We start from the raw sequence: 17633 nt of genomic DNA on the forward strand, positions 1-17633 counted from the left end.
CCTACGCCGCCGTGCAGAAGTCGCGGAGCACCCGGGCGACCACGAGCGGCTTGCCGTCGTCCTCCGGACCCTCGTGCGTGAGGCCGTCGAGGGTCATCCGCTCGGCGTGCGGCAGCACGCGCGCGGGCAGCTGCGCGTCGTCGGGCGCGGTGTCGGCCATGGCCCGCACGATACGCATGTCGTAGCGCTGCGTGGGGACCAGCTCGGCGATGCTCGCCTCGTCGCCGCGCGGTGACCCCGCCGCCTACTCGCGCTCGACGCGGCGCAGGCCGGCGGCCGGGGTCCACCACTCGACGACGAGGAGCGTGGCCTCCGGGTTGAGGTGGGTGTGGACCACCTCGAGGACGTCGGCGCGGAAGCGCTCGCCCTCGGCCGCCTCGCCGGGTGCGACGCTCGCCGTCCCCGAGATCTTCGCCTCGCCCGGCCACGACGCCTCGGCGCCCTCGATCGGGTCGACGGTGGCGCTGTGCAGCGCGAAGCGGGGGTCCCGGCGCAGGTCGGCACCCTTGCGCGCGCCGGGCATCGAGCCGAAGACGAGCTCGCCGCCCTCGAAGACCGCCTCGATGCCGGAGATGCGCGGGCCGCCGTCGGCGCGCAGGGTTGCGATCGTCTTGTGCCGGTGGGCGTCAAAGAGGGCACGCACCCGCGCCGCGAACTCCGGCTCCGCCTGCTCCACGTCCCGCCACGCCGTCATGCGCCCATCATGCAACGCCCGCCGGCCCGGCGCTGCCCGCGGCGCCCCGGCCGGAGGCGGAACCGGTCGCTTGATCGGGCCGGACGCCCACCCGATCGTGGCCGTTGCCGGGCGGAAGTCCCAATGCGCGGGTCAGGGCGGGTCAGGCGATGCCGGCGGCCCGGCAGGCGTCGGCGTAGGCGCCCGCGCACAGCGCGCTCGGCGTCACGAAGCCGTCCTTCACCACCGTGGCGGCGATCGTGTCCTTCGTGACCGTCACCGGGTCGAGCAGGATCGACGGGATCTGACCGGCGCCGTTGTCCACCGTGGCGGTCTGCGCCGGGTGCTTGCCGCGGACCAGGTCGTCGGCCAGGATGGCGGCGGTCTCGGCTTCGGAGCGGATCGCCTTGTACACCGTCATGTACTGGTCGCCGACCAGGATCCGCTGCAGCGCGGCCGTCTCCGCGTCCTGGCCCGTCACCGGGACCGGCGGCAGGCCCGCCGCCTTCATCGCGGCGATCGCGGCGCCCGCCGTGCCGTCGTTGGCCGCGTACACCCCGACGATGTTGCGGCCCTTGAGCGTCGGCAGGACGCGGGCCGTCCAGGCCTTGGCGTTGTCCGGGTTCCACTCGACGGTGTCGGACTCGGCGGCCACCCGCACCTTGCCGTCGAGGCCGGCGTGGGCGCCCTGCTTGAACAGCGTGGCGTTGTTGTCGGTCGGGGAGCCGTTGATCCACAGGATCTCGCCCTGCGCCGCCTTCGGGCCGAGGGCCTGCAGCAGCGCGGCGGCCTGCAGCGAGCCGACCTTCGCGTTGTCGAAGGAGATGTAGTAGTCGACCGGGGTCTTCAGGACCAGGCGGTCGTACGAGATGACCGGGACGTTGCGGGACTTGGCCTCCGTGACGATCCGGCCGGCCGCCACGCTGTCGACCGGGGTCAGCACCAGGACCTTCGCGCCCTGGTCCAGGGCGTCCTTGGCCTGCTGCAGCTGGGTGTCCGCGCTCTGCTCGGCGTTGCGGTAGTCCACCGTGCAGCCGGGGCAGAGCTCGGAGAGCTTCTGGGCGAAGTACGGCTGGTCGCCGGCCTCGTAGCGGCTGGCCTTGCGCTCGGGCAGCAGCAGCGCCACGCGGGCGGCCGGCCCGTTGTCGGACGGGGACTGCAGCGACTGCGTGCAGCCGGCCAGCAGGGTCGTCATCAGCAGTACGGCCAGAGCCTTGCGCATCGCGACATCCTCAGTACTTGAAGCGGGTGACCAGGACCCGCATCTCGGAGGCCATCCGGGCGAGCTGGTCGACCGCCTCGCCGGTGCTGGACACGCCCTGGTTCGTGGCGTTGGTGGCGTCGGCCACGCCGGCGATGGTGCCGGCGATCGCGGTGGAGCCGTTGGAGGCCTCGCCGACGCTGTGACTCATCGAGCGGGCGGTGGCCGCCTGCTCCTCGACCGCGGCGGCGATCGAGTTCTGGTACTCGCTCATCTGCGCGATGACCTCCCCGATCTGGCCCATCGCGGAGACGGCGTCCTCGGTGTCGGCCTGGATGGCGAGCACGCGCCGGCCGATGTCCTCGGTGGCCTTGGCCGTCTCCCGGGCGAGGTCCTTGACCTCCTGGGCGACGACGGCGAAGCCCTTGCCGAAGTCGCCGGCGCGGGCGGCCTCGATGGTGGCGTTCAGCGCGAGCAGGTTCGTCTGGCCGGCGATCGACGTGATCACCTTGACGACGTCGCCGATCTCGCTGGAGGAGGCGCCGAGCTTGCCGATGGTCTCGTTCGTCTGGGCGGCGATCGAGACCGCCGACGCGGTGACGGTGGCCGCGTGGGCGGTGCTGCGGGAGATCTCCTCGATCGCGTCGCCCATCTCCGAGGCGCCGCCGGCCACCGCGGCGACGTGCTCGCTGACCGCGCCCGCGGTCCGGGCCACATCACCGGCCCGGGTGTTGGCCTCGGTGGCGCTGGTGTCGATCTGGCGGCTGATCGCCGTGAGCTCCTCGGCCGCCGCCGCCAGCGTCGCCGAGTTGTCTCCCAGAGAACGGACCGCTTCCCTGGTACTCGCCGTGGCGGCGCCGAGCGCCCGGGCCATCTCGCCGACCTCGTCGCGCTGGGCCACGTCGGCCTCCACCGTCAGGTCCCCGGCGGCCACCGCGTTCAGGACCGCCTGCACGCGGCGGATGGGCCGGACGATCAGGCCGGTGAGGTACCGGCTCAGGATCATCGCGGCGATCAGCCCGGCGACCAGGGCGATGATCATCGCGATCCGCGCCGTGCGGTAGGCGCTCGCGGCCTGCTCCGCCCCGCGCTGGCCGCTGGTCTGCTCGTAGCTGAGCAGGTTCTGCAGCGCGTCCATCGCGTTGCGCCCGACGGTCTCGCCGTCGCCGAGGTACGCCTGCTGGAACCCGGCGTTGTCCGCGGCCGCGATGAGCGGCAGCAGCCGGTGGTCGCGGATGTTGCGGAAGGCGCCCCACCAGATCGTGAACCGGTCGAGCAGCTGGCGCTGGCGGATGTCGTGGATCGTCGCCCGGTACGCCGCGATCTGCGCGTCGACGTCCCGGTCGGCCGCGGTGATGTCGTCGGTGAACGCCTTGCTGGCGACGGGCCCGTTGGACAGCGCGAGGTTGGCGACGTCGTTGCGCACGCGCAGCGCCGCCTCGTTGAGCTTGGCCAGGTGCGAGGCCGGCACGAGATTGATGTTGTACAGCTGGTCGGCCCGCTGGTTGACCTTCTCCAGGCTGTACACGCCGACGCCGAGCACGACCGCCCCGACGGCGCAGCCCACGAGCACGAGCAGCATGAGCTTGCGCGCCATCGGCTGGTCGGCCAGCCACCGTCTCTTCTCGCCCGCCACGCGTCCGCCCTCCCGCACCACGTTCACTGACGCCTACATCGGCGGGCATGGTGCGTTCTTGAGGGATTGCGCGGCCGCCGCCGCCACGTTCGCCGTCGTCGACAACGTGTGGCTCGGCATCGTGGCCCGCCGGCCGCAGAAGGTCACCGGCTTCGCCGAGCGCGGCGCGTCCTCGATGCGCGCGTACATCAACCACGGCCTGATCGGCGCCACCGTGTTCCTGACGCCGGTCCTGGCCGCGTTCGGCGCACTGCTGAGCCGCGCCGGCGGCCTCACCACCCGCCACCAGCTCGGCCGCCCCTGACCGGTCGCGGTGCTACGCGAGCTGGTCGCCATCCCCGAAGGATCTAATTCGCGGTGGTCGATTCCTCGTCCACCTCCCGTTCGCCGGAGTCGGCGAGCATGAGCACCGCGAACTCGAGATCACCCTCGTGGTCGGTGCCCACCCGGCGGAAGCCACACCGCTGCAGGAGTCGCACGGAGGCGGTGTTTCCGATGAACGTGTCGGCGTAGAGCGGCCGGATCTGTTCGCGCTGCAGGAACTGGCGCAGGGCCGCCGTGCCGATGCCCCGTCCCCAGAAACGCTGCCCGAGCCAGTAGCCGATGAAGCGCCTATCGTCTCGCCACCAGGCCATGAAGTTGCCGGCCGTCTCGCCGCCGGCCACGACAATCTGGACGTGATTGGCGGGGTCGGCAAGCACCTTGGTGCGCCAGTGCGTCATGAAGGGCTCCCGATCGCGGGCGGGAAACTGCGCCCGGCGCACCGCCTCCTCCTCCCGCTGCTGCTCATAGAGCAGCTCGAGGTCGGCCTCGACCAGGTCGCGCAACAACACCTCGTTCATGACGGGCAGTGTGCCAGCACGCACCGGCATCCGTCAGGTCCACGAGAACACGCGCCCGGCCATCCGGAAGACGACGCCCGGGAGTGGCGCCGGAGCACCGGACCCCGCAAAGGCCCGTGGGGCCGCTCCACCATAGACGCACGTCGCCTCGGCGACGGCGAGGTCGAGCGGGAAGGGTACAGGCGGCCAGTCGTCACGTTGCTCGTCGATGGTGAGGCCTATTGGTAGCGGCGTTCGGCCTCGGCGTAGTCGCCACGAACCTCGGCGAGCGAGCCGAGCCGGCCAGAGAACCCCTTCCTCGCCGGGAGCGCCGCTGCAGGTTTGAGGGGGTGTGGGTGGAGCGGAGCTCCCCCACGGCGAGCGAAGCGAGCCAGCTAAATCGTCAGCGCGCGGCGGAGCCACTCCTCCACGCCGGCCACGTGGATCGAGGCCCAGGAGCGGGCCAGGTCCGGCTGGCGGGCGGTGATCGCGTCGACGATGGCCTGGTGCTGCTCGCGGGTGCGGGCCGCCGCGCCCTCCTGGGTCAGGCCGCGCCAGATGCGGGCGCGCGTCGTCGGGCCCGAGAGGCCGTCGATCAGGGAGCACAGCACGGCGTTGCCCGAGCCGGCGGCGATCAGGCGGTGGAACTCCAGGTCGTTGGCGACCAGGGCCTCGATCGTCGGGTCGTCGCCGAGCTGGTCCAGGACCGCCTGCAGCTTGATCACGTCCTCCTCGCTCATGCGCTGGGTGGCCAGGGCCGTCGCGGCGGGCTCGAGGATGCGGCGGACCTCCAGGAACTCCAGGACCGTGTCGTCGCGGTGGAAGTCGACCACGAAGCTGAGCGCGTCGAGCAGGAGGTTGGGCTCAAGGCTGGTGACGTAGGTGCCGTCGCCCTGGCGGACGTCGAGCACGCGGATCATCGACAGCGCCTTGACCGCCTCGCGCAGGGAGTTGCGCGACAGGCCCAGGCGCTCGGCCAGGTCGGCCTCCTTGGGCAGGCGGTCGCCCGGGCCGAGTTCGCCCGAGGTGATCATGCCCTTGATCTTGTCGATTGCCTCGTCGGTCAGTGCCATCCATGCCTCCGCGGCGACTGTATCCCGTTATCGCCAATATCAAGCCGGTAGACCTCGGCGGCGGTGCCGGCGAACACCCGCGATCGCTCCGCCGGTGTGGTCAGCGGCTCGATCAACGAGGTGGCCACGGCCAGGACGCGGCCGTAGCCGGCGGCCAGCCGGCAGACCGGCCAGTCGGAGCCGAACATCAGCCGGTCGGGGCCGAACAGCTCGAGGGACTGCTCGAAGTACGGCTGCAGGTCCTGTGGTTTCCAGTGTTCCCAGTCGGCCTCCGTGACGAGGCCGGACAGCTTGGCCGCCACGTTCGGGCGGGCGGCGAGGGCGGCGACCGCGGCGCGCCAGGGCTCGAGGCCGCCGGTGCGAATGCGCGGCTTGCCCAGGTGGTCCAGGACGAACCGGACGTCGGGCAGCGCGGCGGCGGCGCGGGCGGCCGACTCGAGCTGGTCGGGGCGCACGACGAGGTCGAAGACCAGGCCGGCGGCGCCGATGCGGCGCAGGCCGGCGCGCACGTCGTCGCGGTCGAGGTAGCCGGCGTCCTCGGCCTGGACCTGGGCGCGCAGGCCGACGAGGCACTCGGCGCCGGCCAGGTCGCGGTACGCGGAGAACACCGGCGCGGCCGGGTCGTCCCAGGCCACCACGCCGGCGATCTCGGGGGTGCCGGCGGCGTGCTCGAACAGCAGCGCGGCCTCGCCGGCGTCGCAGCGGCCGCCCTCGACGAGCACGGTGTGCGCCACGCCCGCGGCGGCGAGCTCGGGGCGCAGGTCCTCGGGGCCGAAGGTGCGGCGGATGGGCGCCAGCTCGGGCGCGTCGAGCCAGTCGTAGCCCTCGTCGACGTTCCACAGGTGGTGGTGCGCGTCGACGATCACAGCAGGCCCCGCTCGGCCAGGTCCGGCCACAGGGCGTCCGGCGGGGGCGCGGCGAACAGGGCGGCGTTGCGGCGGACCTGGCCGGCCGAGTCGGCGCCGACCACGACCGCGGCCACGGCCGGGTGGCGGGCGGCGAAGGCGATCGCCGCGGACGGCAGCGTGGTGCCGTGGGCGGCGCAGGCCTCGGCCAGCTCCGCGGCGCGGCGCAGCAGGGCCGAGGGCGCGGCGCCGTACTCGTACGGCAGCCCCTCCCGCGGCTTGTCCTCGGCCAGCAGCCCGCTGTTGAACACGCCGGCGGCGAGGACGCCCACGCCGGCCGCCGCACAGGCCGGCAGCAGCTCGGCGGCGGCCGGCTGCTCCAGCAGCGTGTACCGCCCGGCGACCATGACGACGTCGGGCGCGCACTCGGCGACGATCCGCGCGAGCATCCCGGCGTCCTTGGAGCCGGCGCCGATCGAGCCGACGACGCCCTCGGCGCGCAGCTCCGCCAGGGCCGGGAAGCCGTAGCGCAGCGCCGCGTCCGGGCGGTGCTCCGGGTCGTGCAGCAGGGCGATGTCGATGCGGTCGAGGCCGAGCCGGCGCAGGCTCTCCTCGATCGAGCGGCGCACCCCGTCGCGGCTGAAGTCCCACACCCGGCGATGGGTGCGGGGCACGGCGAAGCCGTCGGCGAGGTCGTCGCCGCCCTCGTCCGCCGGCTCCAGCAGACGTCCGACCTTCGTGCTGACGGTGTACGCGTCGCGGGGGCGGGCGGCGAGCGCGGCGCCGAGGCGGCGCTCCGACAGGCCGAGGCCGTAGTGCGGCGCGGTGTCGAAGTAGCGGATGCCGGCGTCCCAGGCGGCGTCGACGATCGCGGCGCACTCGTCGTCGGTGCGCTCCTGGTAGAGGTTGCCCAGCTGGGCGCAGCCCAGGCCGAGGCTCACGGGTTGGGCCTCACGCGCAGGCCGTGCATGCCGCCGTCGACGGAGAGCACGGTGCCGGTGGTGGCGCTGGCCAGGGGGCTGGCGAGGTACGCGATGGCGTGCGCGACCTCCTCCGCGCTCACCAGGCGGCCGGTCGGCTGGCGGGCCTGCAGCGCGGCGAGCTCGGCGCCGGGGTCGGCGGCCTGGTCGAGCAGGCGGCGCACCCACGGGGTGTCGGCGGTGCCGGGGTTGACGCAGCACACGCGGACGCCGTCGCGCAGGTGGTCGGCCGCCATGGCGGCGGTGAGCGCCTGCACGGCGCCCTTGGTGGCGCTGTACAGGGCGCGGTCGGGCAGCCCGGTGTGCGCGACGATCGAGCCGGTGTTGACGATCGCGGCGTGCTGGGAGCGGCGCAGGTACGGCAGCGCCGCCCGGCTCACCCGCACCAGCCCGACGACGTTGACGTCGAAGACCCGGTGCCAGTCGGCGTCGGAGTTGGCCTCCACGGTCCCGACGGCGCCGATGCCGGCGTTGTTGACCAGGATGTCGATGCCGCCCAGGCGCTGCGCGGCCGCGTCGACGGCGGCGCGCACGGCGGCGTCGTCGGTGACGTCGGCGACGAAACCGTCGATGCCCTCGGGCAGGCCGTCGGCGCGCAGGTCGAGGCTGGCGACCCGGGCGCCGCGGGCGGCCAGGTGCCGCGCCGTGGCCAGGCCGATCCCGGACGCGCCGCCGGTCACGACGGCGGCGAGACCGTCAAACTCACCGTTCACAGATCCTCCCATACATCGGAGGATTGCTGTCTATCAGGCGCGTCCGGGCGTGCGCAAGGGTCCCGTCAGGTCGAAACATCCGATGTTCGTTCTCGCGGTACCGCGGCCAGCAGCACGAGACCGACCAGCGTCAGCAGGCTGAGGGCGGGCACCAGCCACACCAGCCGCAGCGCCATCACCGCCAGGACGGCCGCGGCGAGCGGGCGGCGGCGGTCGAGCAGGACGAGTACCGCCGGCAGCTCCCAGACCAGGTGGTGCACCCAGGAGAGCGGGCTGATCAGGCACAGGGCGACGCCGGTGAGGGCGAACCCGGCCCAGTCGCCGGCCGGCTGCAGGCGGGTGGTCCAGAACAGCACGACGGCGAGGGCCAGCAGCGGCCACACCGCGTCGGGGGTGTGCAGGCGGTGCAGCGCGCCGGCGAGGGACTGGTCGGCCGGCTCGCCGACCTCGCCGACGCGGGAGACCTGCCAGAACAGGCCGCCCCAGTACCGCGCGGAGGCCCCGGGCGCGACGAGCCACCCGATGCCGGTGGCGGCCGCGGCGACCGCGGCGGCGACGGCGGCCTCGCGGTAGCGGCGGGCGATGATGAGGTACGCGATGAACAGCGCCGGCGCGAGCTTGAGCGCGGCGGCCAGCCCGACGAGCGGGCCGCGGCGCAGCACGAGCAGGTCGAGCCCGACGAGCGCGACCAGGATGAGGTCGATCTGGCCGAAGCTCAGCGTGTCGCGCCACGGTTCGACGGCGGCCAGCACGACCAGGCCGGCGACGACCGGCAGCGGGCGGCGGAACCAGACCCACAGCAGGGCCGCGGTGCCGGCGACCGACAGGACGACGACGACCGCGGCGGCGGCCGGGAACGGCAGCCAGGCCAGCGGCGCCAGCGCGATCGCGGCGAACGGCGGGTAGGTGAACCCGTAGGCGCGCGCCGGGCCGGGCTGGCGGTAGCCGTAGAGGTCGCCGCCGTCCAGCCACTGCCGGGTCGCGCCGATGTAGACGTGCAGGTCGAACAGCCCGTGCCAGCGCGCGGACACCATGACGAAGGCCGCGACGGCCACCGACAGCGCGGCCAGTCCGGCCCAGGCCAGACGCTTGTCCCCCGTATTGAAGTTCGTGGGTAGTGACGTTACTCCATGCCGCGCTTGCCCGGTGTCCAGAAGGGCTTGGTGAGCACGGACCGCCGCGGCCAGCCCCGCTCGCGCACGAGGTGCTGCCGGACGGCCTGGATCGTGCGGGCCTCCCCCGCGACGTACGCCTGGCCGGGCTCCCCGGGCAGGTCGAGCGCCTCGACCGCGGCGACGAGCGACGGCGAGGGCGACACCGCATCGCCGCGGCGCTCGACCCAGGTGACGTCGCCGTCGAGCGCGAGCCGGTCGGCCGGCCCGGCGATCTCGACCACGGCCCGGCTGGCCGTGCGCTGCTCCCGCGGCAGGGCGCGCAGCATCGGCCCGAACGCGACGGACGCGGTCTCCTCGCCGACGAACAGGTGGTAGGCGGCCGGGCGGGTCACGAAGTCGCCCTTGGGCTTGCTGATGAGGACCTCGTCGCCGACGGCGGCCGCGCCCATCCACTGCGCGCCGGGCCCGTCGCCGTGCAGCAGCGCCTGCAGGTCGACCCAGTCGTGGGCGCGGTCCCAGACGGAGTACGTGCGCAGCAGCGGCGTCATCGCGCCCTTGGCGGCGACGTCGACCCGGACCTGCTGGCCGGCGACCCACGCGGCGCCGCGCAGCGCCGGGGCCCGCAGCCGCAGCCGCCGGAACCGCCCGGCGGTCTCGGCCTCGGCCACGCTCGCGCGGACGAAGAGTCTCTCCCAGAGCTTCATGCCCGGGGACGTTACGCATATCGGCGATATATCGGAACCCGCGCCGGGTGCATTGCGACAATGCACCCGGCGCGGTCCGGCTTCAGATGTCTTCGTCCAGCTGCGTGCCGCGGCGCGGGTCGCGGATGGCGCGGCCGGTCGAGTCGACGGCGCCGTCGTCGACCAGGCCGCCCTGGGCCAGCTGGTGCTCGAGGCTCTGCTGCCGCTCGGCCTCGCGGCGCGCCGCCTCGCGGGCGCGGCCCTCGTCGCTGTCCGGGTCGATGCCGGTCGGGTCGAACGCGTTCATGCGAATCCACTCCAGGGTTCGGTTCGGCTGGCGAGTGGGCTGACGATACCCAGGGTGATCTGGGCTAATCCATAGGAATAGTCCTGCAGATTTTCACAGCCGGGCCGATGACCCGGTCATGTCCGGACCGCGCAGCGACAGGCGAGCCTTCAGCGCGTACGCCGCCGTCTGCGCCGTCGCCGCCGTCGCACACCCGATGCTGCCGCACGACTGGCGGCCCGCGTCCTTCACGCTGTTCTCGGCGGGGACGCTGGGGCCGATCGCGCTGCGCCTGCGGCGGCAGCCCGGCGCGGGCCGCTGGCCGTGGCTGCTGCTCGCGACCGCCATGACGGTGCTGACCGCCGCCAACGGCGTCATCGCCGTGTTCGGCCGCGGCCAGAAGATGACCGCCGAGTTCGGCGTGACGATCGGCCACGGCGTGCTGCTGGCCGCCGCGCTGACGCTCGTCGTGCGGCGCGGGCGCAACGACACCGGCGGGCTGCTCGACGCCTCCGTGGCGCTCATGGGCATCGGCACCCTGCTGTGGATCGGCCTGCTCCAGCCCCATCTGGAGGCGGTGCACTCGACCGTCGGTGCGCGCGTCGCGCTGCTGGTCAGCGTGTATGTGCTCACCGGCGTCCTCGGCGCGCTCGGCCGGCTGTGGGTGACCGCGCCGCGCCGCTTCCGCTCACTGGAGCTCATGATCGCCGCGCTGCTGCTGGCCCTGGCCGGCAACACCACGCTCGCCATGACCACCGGCGCGATGGTCGTGGACCGGCTGCCGGTCGTCGAGGTGTGCTTCCTCGTGGCGTACCTCTGCGTCGGCCTCGCCGCCCTGCACCCCGACGCCGCCGAGCTGACCCGTCCCGGCCCGTCGCCGGTCGACCGCATCAGCGGCGGGCGCCTGATCTTCCTCGGCGCCGCGATCACCCTCGACCCGGTCGCCGGCGGCGCCCGGCAGATGTTCGGCCTGGCCGCCGACGGCGTGCTCATCGCCGTCGGCACCCTCGCCCTGGCGCCGCTGGTCATGCTGCGCATCCACGGCCTGGCCCGGCAGCGGGAGCAGGCCGAGCGGGCCCTGGCCCACCAGGCCGGCCACGACGAGCTCACCGGCCTGCCCAACCGGGCCGAGCTGCACCGCCGGCTGGACGCCGCGCTGGCGCAGGAGCACGAGCAGGAGCCGGATGTCGTACTGCTGTTCTGTGACCTGGACGGGTTCAAGCCGATCAACGACCGGCTGGGCCACGCGGCCGGCGACGAGCTGCTCGTGGCGCTCGCCGCGCGGCTGCGGGCCGGCCTGCGCGCCGGGGAGACCGTGGCCCGCTACGGCGGCGACGAGTTCATCCTGCTCGCCCGGGCCGCGGACCGCGACGCCGCCGTGCGCCGCCTCACCGGCCACATCCGCGCGGCGCTGTCCGAGCCGTTCGAGGTCGCGGGCGAGCCGGTGACCGTCGGGGCCAGCATCGGCGCGGTCGCCTCCGACGGGCGCACCGGCGCCGACGAGCTGATCCGCCGGGCGGACGAGGCGATGTACAGGGTCAAGGCCGCCCAGGGTGAAAGAGGAACGGCAAGGCGCGCGCATCACATGCCGCTGACCCGTGCGCGTGGATAGATTTCGGTTGAGAGCACAATCTCGACCGCTAAGGAGACCTGACGCATGTCAGAGCAGAGCAGCGCGCGGAACGCCGGAACCATCGACGTCGGCGGCGACCTGACCGTCAACCGGCTCGGCTTCGGCGCGATGCGCATCACCGGCGAAGGGATCTGGGGCGCCCCCCGCGACCGCGGGACGGCCAAGGCGGTCCTGCGCCGCGCCGTCGAGCTCGGCGTGAACTTCATCGACACCGCCGACTCCTACGGGCCGGACGTCAGCGAGGAGCTGATCGCCGAGGCCCTGCACCCGTACCCCGAGGACCTCGTCATCGCCACCAAGGGCGGCCTGGTCCGCCCCGGCCCCAACCAGTGGGAGCCGGACGGCCGGCCGGAGCACCTGCGCGAGGCCCTGGAGGGCAGCCTGCGCAAGCTGAAGCTGGAGCAGATTCCGCTGTACCAGTTCCACCGCCCCGACCCGCGGGTGCCGCTGGAGGACTCGATCGGCGCGCTGGTCGAGCTGAAGGCCGCGGGCAAGATCCGCCACATCGGCGTGTCGAACTTCACCGAGGAGCAGCTGCGGGTCGCGCAGGCGCTCACCCCGATCGTGTCGCTGCAGAACCGGTACAACGTCGACGACCGCGGCTCGGAGTCGCTGGTCGACCTGTGCGAGCAGGAGCAGATCGTGTTCCTGCCGTGGGCGCCGATCCAGAACCTCGAGGGCAACGCCGCGATCGAGGCGATCGCGAAGAAGTACGAGGCCGAGGCCCGGCAGATCGTGCTCGCCTGGCTCCTCGCGCGCTCGCCGATGATCCTGCCGATCCCGGGCACCGGCTCGGTCGAGCATCTCGAGGACAACGTGGCCGCCGCCGGCATCCACCTGACGCCGGCCGAGGTCGCCGACATCACGCGCAACGCCTGAGCCGAAATTTCTCCGGGCCGCGTGTCGGATCCGGCCCGCGCCGTTCGAGGACGGGATATAGGCCGGGAAACGCCCGGCCACGCAGAGGAGACGACGATGCGCTACGTGATGCTGCTCGAGGCCACCCAGCCCGCGACGCCGCCGCCGGCCGAGCTCATGGCCGCGATCATGAAGCTCGGCGAGGAGGCGACGGCGGCGGGCGCGCTGCTGGAGAACGCCGGCCTGGCCCCCAGCGCGGCCGGGGCGAAGGTCACCGTGGCCGGGGGCGGGCTGAGCGTCACCGACGGCCCGTTCGCGGAGACCAAGGAGCTGATCAGCTACGCGCTGTACGAGACCCGCACGAAGGAGGAGGCGGTGGAGTGGTCCTCGCGGTTCATGAAGCTGCACCGCGACCTCTGGGCGGGCTGGGAAGGCGAGTGCCGCATCCTCAAGGTGATGGGGCCCGAGGACTTCTGATCTCGGGGTGGCAGGATCGGTGGACGTGACGGCCGCCGATCCTGGGCCCCTGCCTTCGGCGGTGCACCGCGTGGTCGAGGCGGTGTACCGCATCGAGTCCGCGCGGATCATCGCCGCCCTCGCCCGGCTGGTCCGTGACGTCGGGCTGGCCGAGGAGCTGGCGCAGGACGCGCTCGTGGCGGCGCTGGAGCAGTGGCCGGAGCGCGGCGTGCCCGACGACCCCGGCCCGTGGCTGATGGCCACGGCGAAGCACCGGGCCATCGACCACCTGCGCCGCCAGGAGAACTACCGCCGCAAGCTCGCCGTCGTCGGCCGCGACGTCGAGCTCGCCGAGCAGGCCTCGGCCGAGCCCGCGATCGTCGACGCGCTCGACGACCACATCGGCGACGACCTGCTGCGGCTCATCTTCACCGCCTGCCACCCGTCGCTCACCACCGAGTCGCAGGTCGCGCTGACGCTGCGGATGCTCGGCGGCCTGCGTACCGACGAGATCGCCCGCGCCTTCCTGACCACCGAGGCGACGATCTCCCAGCGCATCCTGCGCGCCAAGAAGACCCTGGCCAGGCAGCACGTGCGCTTCGAGCTGCCGCCGGTCTCCGAGGTCCCGGCCCGCCTGGCCGCGGTCCTCGGCACCGTGTACCTCATCTTCAACGAGGGCTACAGCGCGACGGCCGGCGACGACTGGTCCCGCCCCCAGCTGTGCGAGGAGGCGCTGCGCCTCGGCCGGGTCCTGTCCGGGCTGCTGCCCGGCGAGCCCGAGGTGCACGGCCTGACGGCGCTCATGGAGCTGCAGGCGTCGCGCATGGCCGCCCGCACCGACGCCGCCGGGCGCCCCGTGCTGCTGCTCGACCAGGACCGGCGGCGCTGGGACCGGCTGCTGATCCGGCGCGGGCTGGCGGCCCTGGGACGGGCCGAGCGGCTGGGCACCCTGGGGCCGTACGGCCTGCAGGCCGCGATCGCCGCCGTGCACGCCCGCGCGGCGCGCGCCGAGGACACGGACTGGGGGCGCATCGCCGCGCTGTACCGCCTGCTGTCGCACGTGGCGCCGTCGGCGGTGGTCGAGCTCAACCGGGCCGTGGCGGTGGGGCTGGCCGAGGGCCCCGCGGCCGGCCTGGCCATCCTGGACGGGCTGGACCTGCCGGGCTATCCCCACCTGCCAGCCGCCCGCGGCGAGCTGCTCGAGCGCCTCGGCCGGGCCGATGAGGCGCGGGCGCAGTTCGCCCGCGCCGCCGAGCTGACCAGGAACGAGACGGAACGCGAGCTGTTCACCCGCCGGGCTGCGCCACCGGCGTGAGCCCGAACGACTCGGTGAGGCCGCACAGCTCGAGCACCCGCCGGACGGGCCGCCGCGCATCGGTGATCACGAGCCGCCCCGGCATCGCGCGCTGCGCGACCCGAAGCGCCGTGACGGCCGCGCTGGAGCAGAACGTGACCCCGGCGAGGTCCAGCTCGACGCGGGCGGGCCGCCGCCCGACGACGTCGGCGAGGGCGGCCCGCAGCCGCGGCACGGTGGCCGCGTCGAGCTCCCCGGCCACGCTGAGCCGCACGAGGCGCTCGGCGCCCCGCGGCGCAACGGTCGCGATTTCGAGTTCACCCACCAGCATCCCCATCACCGTGAGTAACCCTACGGCCGTTGCGCCCCACCGTCATCGGGCGGACGGCCCAACCCGTCCGTCAGCCGGGGGAACCGCACGGGGCGAGGTGGAGGGCGTACGCCTCGGTGGTGAAGAACGGGGGAAGGTCCTCCGAAAGGGCGGTGTGCTCGACGATGCCCGCGGCCGCCACGGCGCGGGCGCGCTCCGGCTCGTCGCGGTCGGTGAGCAGCGCGGCCAGCTCCTCGGCCAGGAGGCTGCGGACCAGGTCGTCGGTGACGATGCCGCCGCCGGCCAGCGGGGTGTGGTGGTGCCGCCACTGCCAGACCTGGCAGCGGGCGATCTCCGCGGTGGCGGCGTCCTCCATGAGGTTCGACAGGGCGACGGCGCCGGTGCCGCCGAGCCAGGCGTCGATGTACCGCAGCGCGACCGACACGTTGGCGCGCAGGCCCTCCGCCGTCACCTGGCCGGGGGTCTTGTCGACGGCGAGCAGGTCGGTGGCGCTGACGTCGACGTCGTCGCGGAGGCGGTCCAGCTGGTTGGGCCGGGCTCCCAGCACCGGGTCGAAGGCGTCGCGGCAGGTCTGCACCAGGCCCGGGTGGGCGACCCACGAGCCGTCGAAGCCGTCGCCGGCCTCGCGGCGCTTGTCGGCCGACACCTTCTCGACGGCCGCCGCGTTCGCGTCCGGGTCGCGGCTGGGGATGAAGGCCGCCATGCCGCCGATCGCGTGGGCGCCGCGGCGGTGGCAGGTGGAGACGAGCAGCTCGGTGTAGGCGCGCATGAACGGGACCGTCATCGTGACCTCGGCGCGGTCGGGCAGGACGAAGTCCGACCACTGGCCGAAGTTCTTGATGATGCTGAAGATGTAGTCCCAGCGGCCCGCGTTGAGGCCCGACGAGTGCTCGCGCAGCTCGTAGAGGATCTCCTCCATCTCGAACGCGGCGGTGATCGTCTCGATGAGGACCGTCGCGCGGATGGTGCCCTGGGGCAGGCCGAGGTACTGCTGGGCGAAGACGAACACGTCGTTCCACAGCCGCGCCTCGCGGTGCTCCTCCAGCTTCGGCAGGTAGAAGTACGGCCGGTGGCGGTTGTGGAAGAGGTAGAGGCCGAAGTCGACCAGCGACGCCGCGATCGGGCGGCCGTCCACGGCGATCCACTTCTCCACCAGGTGCCAGCCGCGGGGGCGCACGACGATGGTGGCGGGGTCGGGGCCGATGGCGTACCGCTTGCCGCGCTCGTCGGTGAAGTCGATCCGGCCGGCGTGGGCGTCGATCAGGTTGAGCTGGCCGCCGATGATGTTGGCCCACGTGGGGGCGGTGGCGTCCTCGAAGTCGGCCATCCACACCTTGGCGCCGGAGTTGAGCGCGTTGACGGTCATGCGCCGGTCCGGCGGGCCGGTGATCTCGACGCGCCGGTCGAGCAGGCCGGGCGCGGGCGCGGCCACGCGCCAGGAGGGGTCGGACCGCACGGACGACGTCTCCGCGCGGAAGTCCGGGAACTGGCCGGTGCTGAAGCGGGCGCGCCGGGCGCGGCGGGTGTCGAGCAGCGCGACCCGCCGGGCGGCGAAGTGCTCGTCGAGGGCGACCAGGAAGTCCAGCGCCTCGGGGGTGAGGACCTCGTCGAATCGCTCGAGCATGGGCCCGATGACTTTGTACCTCATGCGAACTGCTCCGTCTCTGTCGAGCCGCGCAGCGCGGTGGTCTCGGCGGCCGGGTTGAGCACGGTGCTGATCAGGTCGAAGTAGCCGGTGCCGACCTCGCGCTGGTGCTTGACCGCCGTGTAGCCGTCGGCCTCGGCGGCGAACTCCCGCTCCTGCAGTGCGACGTAGGCGGGCATGCCCTCGGCCGCATAGCCGCGGGCCAGGTCGAACATCGAGTAGTTCAGCGCGTGGAAGCCGGCCAGGGTGATGAACTGGAACTTGTACCCCATGTGCCCGAGCTCCCGCTGGAACTTGGCGATGGTGGCCTCGTCGAGGTGCTTGCGCCAGTTGAACGACGGCGAGCAGTTGTACGCGAGCATCTGGTCGGGGTACTGCGCCTTGACCGCGTCGGCGAACCGCCGGGCGACCTCGAGGTCCGGCGTGCTCGTCTCCATCCACAGCAGGTCGCTGTAGGGCGCGTAGGCCAGCCCGCGGGCGATGCACGCGTCCACGCCGTTGCGGAAGCGGTAGAAGCCCTCGGCGGTGCGCTCGCCGGTGACGAACGGCCGGTCGCGCTCGTCGACGTCGGTGGTGAGCAGCGTCGCGGCCTGGGCGTCGGTGCGGGCCACGACGATCGAGGGCACGCCGGCGACGTCGGCGGCGAGCCGGGCCGCCTGCAGCGTGCGCACGTGCTGGCCGGTCGGGATGAGCACCTTGCCGCCGAGGTGGCCGCACTTCTTCTCCGACGCGAGCTGGTCCTCCCAGTGCACGCCGGCCGCGCCGGCGACGATCATCGCGGTCATGAGCTCGTAGGCGTTGAGCACGCCGCCGAAGCCGGCCTCGGCGTCGGCGACGATCGGGGCCATCCAGTGCGGCGCGGACGCGTCCTCGGCCGTGGTGATCTGGCCGGCGCGCAGCAGCGCGTTGTTGATCCGGCGCACGACCGCCGGCACCGAGTTGGCCGGGTAGAGGCTCTGGTCCGGGTACGTGTGGCCGGACAGGTTGGCGTCGGCGGCCACCTGCCAGCCGGACAGGTAGATGGCCTTGAGCCCGGCCCGGACCATCTGCACGGCCTGGTTCCCGGTGAGCGCGCCGAGGGCGTGGACGTAGTCCTCGTCGTGCAACAGCGCCCAGAGGCGCTCGGCGCCGAGGCGCGCGAGGGTGTGCTCCTCCTGCACAACGCCCCGCAGCCGCACGACGTCCTGCGGGGTGTAGTCGCGCCGCACCCCGTGCCAGCGCGGGTCGGTGTCCCATTCCTGCCGCAAACGTTCGACTGCGTCCGTCATCGTCTTACTCCCTCGTTCGCTGCGCTGAAAGCGTCCTTGGCGCTCGCTTCGCTCGGGCGCGCCGGGGGTTCCCACCCCGGACCCCCATGCTCGCTCCGCTCGCATCAACGACGCCTTCGCAA

General features: G+C 73.5%; 20 protein-coding genes. 5 read left to right on the forward strand and 15 right to left on the reverse strand.

The genetic code is table 11. The features are described 5' to 3' along the window. Position 1 precedes the first annotated feature (1 nt). The 4 genes from ACQEVU_RS37850 to ACQEVU_RS37865 form a co-directional block, all read right to left on the reverse strand. The gene (locus ACQEVU_RS37850; protein WP_433332319.1) at positions 2 to 160 is read right to left on the reverse strand and encodes a hypothetical protein; all 159 of its coding nucleotides are present in this window, start codon (positions 158 to 160) and stop codon (positions 2 to 4) included. 84 nt (positions 161 to 244) lie between these two features. Next, complete coding sequence (locus tag ACQEVU_RS37855) at positions 245 to 694, reverse strand: pyridoxamine 5'-phosphate oxidase family protein (protein WP_433332321.1); 450 nt, start codon at positions 692 to 694, stop codon at positions 245 to 247. Between the two features lie 142 nt (positions 695 to 836). After that, positions 837 to 1895: a sugar ABC transporter substrate-binding protein gene (locus ACQEVU_RS37860; protein WP_433332323.1), complete on the reverse strand. Its 1059-nt coding sequence runs from the start codon at positions 1893 to 1895 to the stop codon at positions 837 to 839. Between the two features lie 10 nt (positions 1896 to 1905). Beyond that, the gene (locus ACQEVU_RS37865) at positions 1906 to 3510 is read right to left on the reverse strand and encodes a methyl-accepting chemotaxis protein (protein WP_433332325.1); all 1605 of its coding nucleotides are present in this window, start codon (positions 3508 to 3510) and stop codon (positions 1906 to 1908) included. A gap of 58 nt (positions 3511 to 3568) precedes the next feature. Between ACQEVU_RS37865 and ACQEVU_RS37870 the strand changes: the two genes are divergently transcribed. Beyond that, positions 3569 to 3814 (forward strand): hypothetical protein, encoded by a 246-nt coding sequence (locus tag ACQEVU_RS37870; protein WP_433332327.1) that lies wholly within the window; start codon positions 3569 to 3571, stop codon positions 3812 to 3814. A gap of 43 nt (positions 3815 to 3857) precedes the next feature. Here the strand turns inward: ACQEVU_RS37870 and ACQEVU_RS37875 are convergent, their stop codons facing one another. From ACQEVU_RS37875 to ACQEVU_RS37910, 8 genes are all read right to left on the reverse strand, one after another. Continuing rightward, a complete protein-coding gene (locus ACQEVU_RS37875; RefSeq protein ID WP_433332329.1) occupies positions 3858 to 4352 on the reverse strand; it encodes a GNAT family N-acetyltransferase in 495 nt (164 codons plus the stop codon). A 374-nt stretch (positions 4353 to 4726) separates the two neighbouring features. Continuing rightward, positions 4727 to 5404, reverse strand: coding sequence for a FadR/GntR family transcriptional regulator (locus ACQEVU_RS37880; protein WP_433332331.1), 678 nt, complete (start codon positions 5402 to 5404; stop codon positions 4727 to 4729). Continuing rightward, a complete protein-coding gene (locus tag ACQEVU_RS37885) occupies positions 5395 to 6270 on the reverse strand; it encodes an amidohydrolase family protein (RefSeq protein WP_433332333.1) in 876 nt (291 codons plus the stop codon). The genes ACQEVU_RS37880 and ACQEVU_RS37885 overlap by 10 nt, the downstream gene beginning before the upstream one ends. Further along, a complete protein-coding gene (locus ACQEVU_RS37890; RefSeq protein ID WP_433332335.1) occupies positions 6267 to 7190 on the reverse strand; it encodes an aldo/keto reductase in 924 nt (307 codons plus the stop codon). Before ACQEVU_RS37890 ends, ACQEVU_RS37885 begins: the two co-directional genes overlap by 4 nt. Next, positions 7187 to 7942 (reverse strand): SDR family NAD(P)-dependent oxidoreductase, encoded by a 756-nt coding sequence (locus ACQEVU_RS37895; protein ID WP_433332337.1) that lies wholly within the window; start codon positions 7940 to 7942, stop codon positions 7187 to 7189. Before ACQEVU_RS37895 ends, ACQEVU_RS37890 begins: the two co-directional genes overlap by 4 nt. A gap of 65 nt (positions 7943 to 8007) precedes the next feature. Further along, entirely contained in the window at positions 8008 to 8997 is a 990-nt protein-coding gene (locus tag ACQEVU_RS37900) for a glycosyltransferase 87 family protein (protein WP_433332339.1), read from the reverse strand. Between the two features lie 68 nt (positions 8998 to 9065). Continuing rightward, positions 9066 to 9761, reverse strand: coding sequence for a siderophore-interacting protein (locus ACQEVU_RS37905; RefSeq protein ID WP_433332341.1), 696 nt, complete (start codon positions 9759 to 9761; stop codon positions 9066 to 9068). An 82-nt stretch (positions 9762 to 9843) separates the two neighbouring features. Beyond that, complete coding sequence (locus ACQEVU_RS37910) at positions 9844 to 10047, reverse strand: hypothetical protein (RefSeq protein ID WP_433332343.1); 204 nt, start codon at positions 10045 to 10047, stop codon at positions 9844 to 9846. A gap of 118 nt (positions 10048 to 10165) precedes the next feature. Between ACQEVU_RS37910 and ACQEVU_RS37915 the strand changes: the two genes are divergently transcribed. The 4 genes from ACQEVU_RS37915 (at position 10166) to ACQEVU_RS37930 (ending at position 14288) form a co-directional block, all read left to right on the forward strand. After that, positions 10166 to 11638 (forward strand): diguanylate cyclase domain-containing protein, encoded by a 1473-nt coding sequence (locus tag ACQEVU_RS37915; RefSeq protein ID WP_433332345.1) that lies wholly within the window; start codon positions 10166 to 10168, stop codon positions 11636 to 11638. A gap of 45 nt (positions 11639 to 11683) precedes the next feature. After that, positions 11684 to 12538, forward strand: a complete 855-nt coding sequence (locus tag ACQEVU_RS37920) for an aldo/keto reductase (protein WP_433332347.1) — start codon at positions 11684 to 11686, stop codon at positions 12536 to 12538. A gap of 96 nt (positions 12539 to 12634) precedes the next feature. After that, positions 12635 to 12994, forward strand: coding sequence for a YciI family protein (locus ACQEVU_RS37925; RefSeq protein WP_433332349.1), 360 nt, complete (start codon positions 12635 to 12637; stop codon positions 12992 to 12994). Between the two features lie 7 nt (positions 12995 to 13001). After that, positions 13002 to 14288 carry an RNA polymerase sigma factor gene (locus ACQEVU_RS37930; protein WP_433332351.1) on the forward strand — a complete coding sequence of 429 codons (1287 nt, stop codon included), beginning with the start codon at positions 13002 to 13004 and terminating at the stop codon, positions 14286 to 14288. Here ACQEVU_RS37930 and ACQEVU_RS37935 read toward each other — a convergent pair. The 3 genes from ACQEVU_RS37935 to aceA form a co-directional block, all read right to left on the reverse strand. Beyond that, positions 14260 to 14592 carry an STAS domain-containing protein gene (locus ACQEVU_RS37935; protein ID WP_433332353.1) on the reverse strand — a complete coding sequence of 111 codons (333 nt, stop codon included), beginning with the start codon at positions 14590 to 14592 and terminating at the stop codon, positions 14260 to 14262. The two genes, ACQEVU_RS37930 and ACQEVU_RS37935, sit on opposite strands and share 29 nt — an antisense overlap. Before the next feature lie 76 nt (positions 14593 to 14668). After that, positions 14669 to 16246 (reverse strand): malate synthase A, encoded by a 1578-nt coding sequence (aceB, locus tag ACQEVU_RS37940; protein ID WP_433332355.1) that lies wholly within the window; start codon positions 16244 to 16246, stop codon positions 14669 to 14671. Continuing rightward, entirely contained in the window at positions 16243 to 17511 is a 1269-nt protein-coding gene (gene aceA, locus ACQEVU_RS37945) for an isocitrate lyase (protein WP_433332357.1), read from the reverse strand. Before aceA ends, aceB begins: the two co-directional genes overlap by 4 nt. Positions 17512 to 17633: the final 122 nt, after the last annotated feature.

The sequence above is a fragment of the Dactylosporangium sp. CA-139066 genome, from assembly GCF_050936175.1.
In the GTDB taxonomy this organism is placed as follows: Bacteria; Actinomycetota; Actinomycetes; order Mycobacteriales; family Micromonosporaceae; genus Dactylosporangium.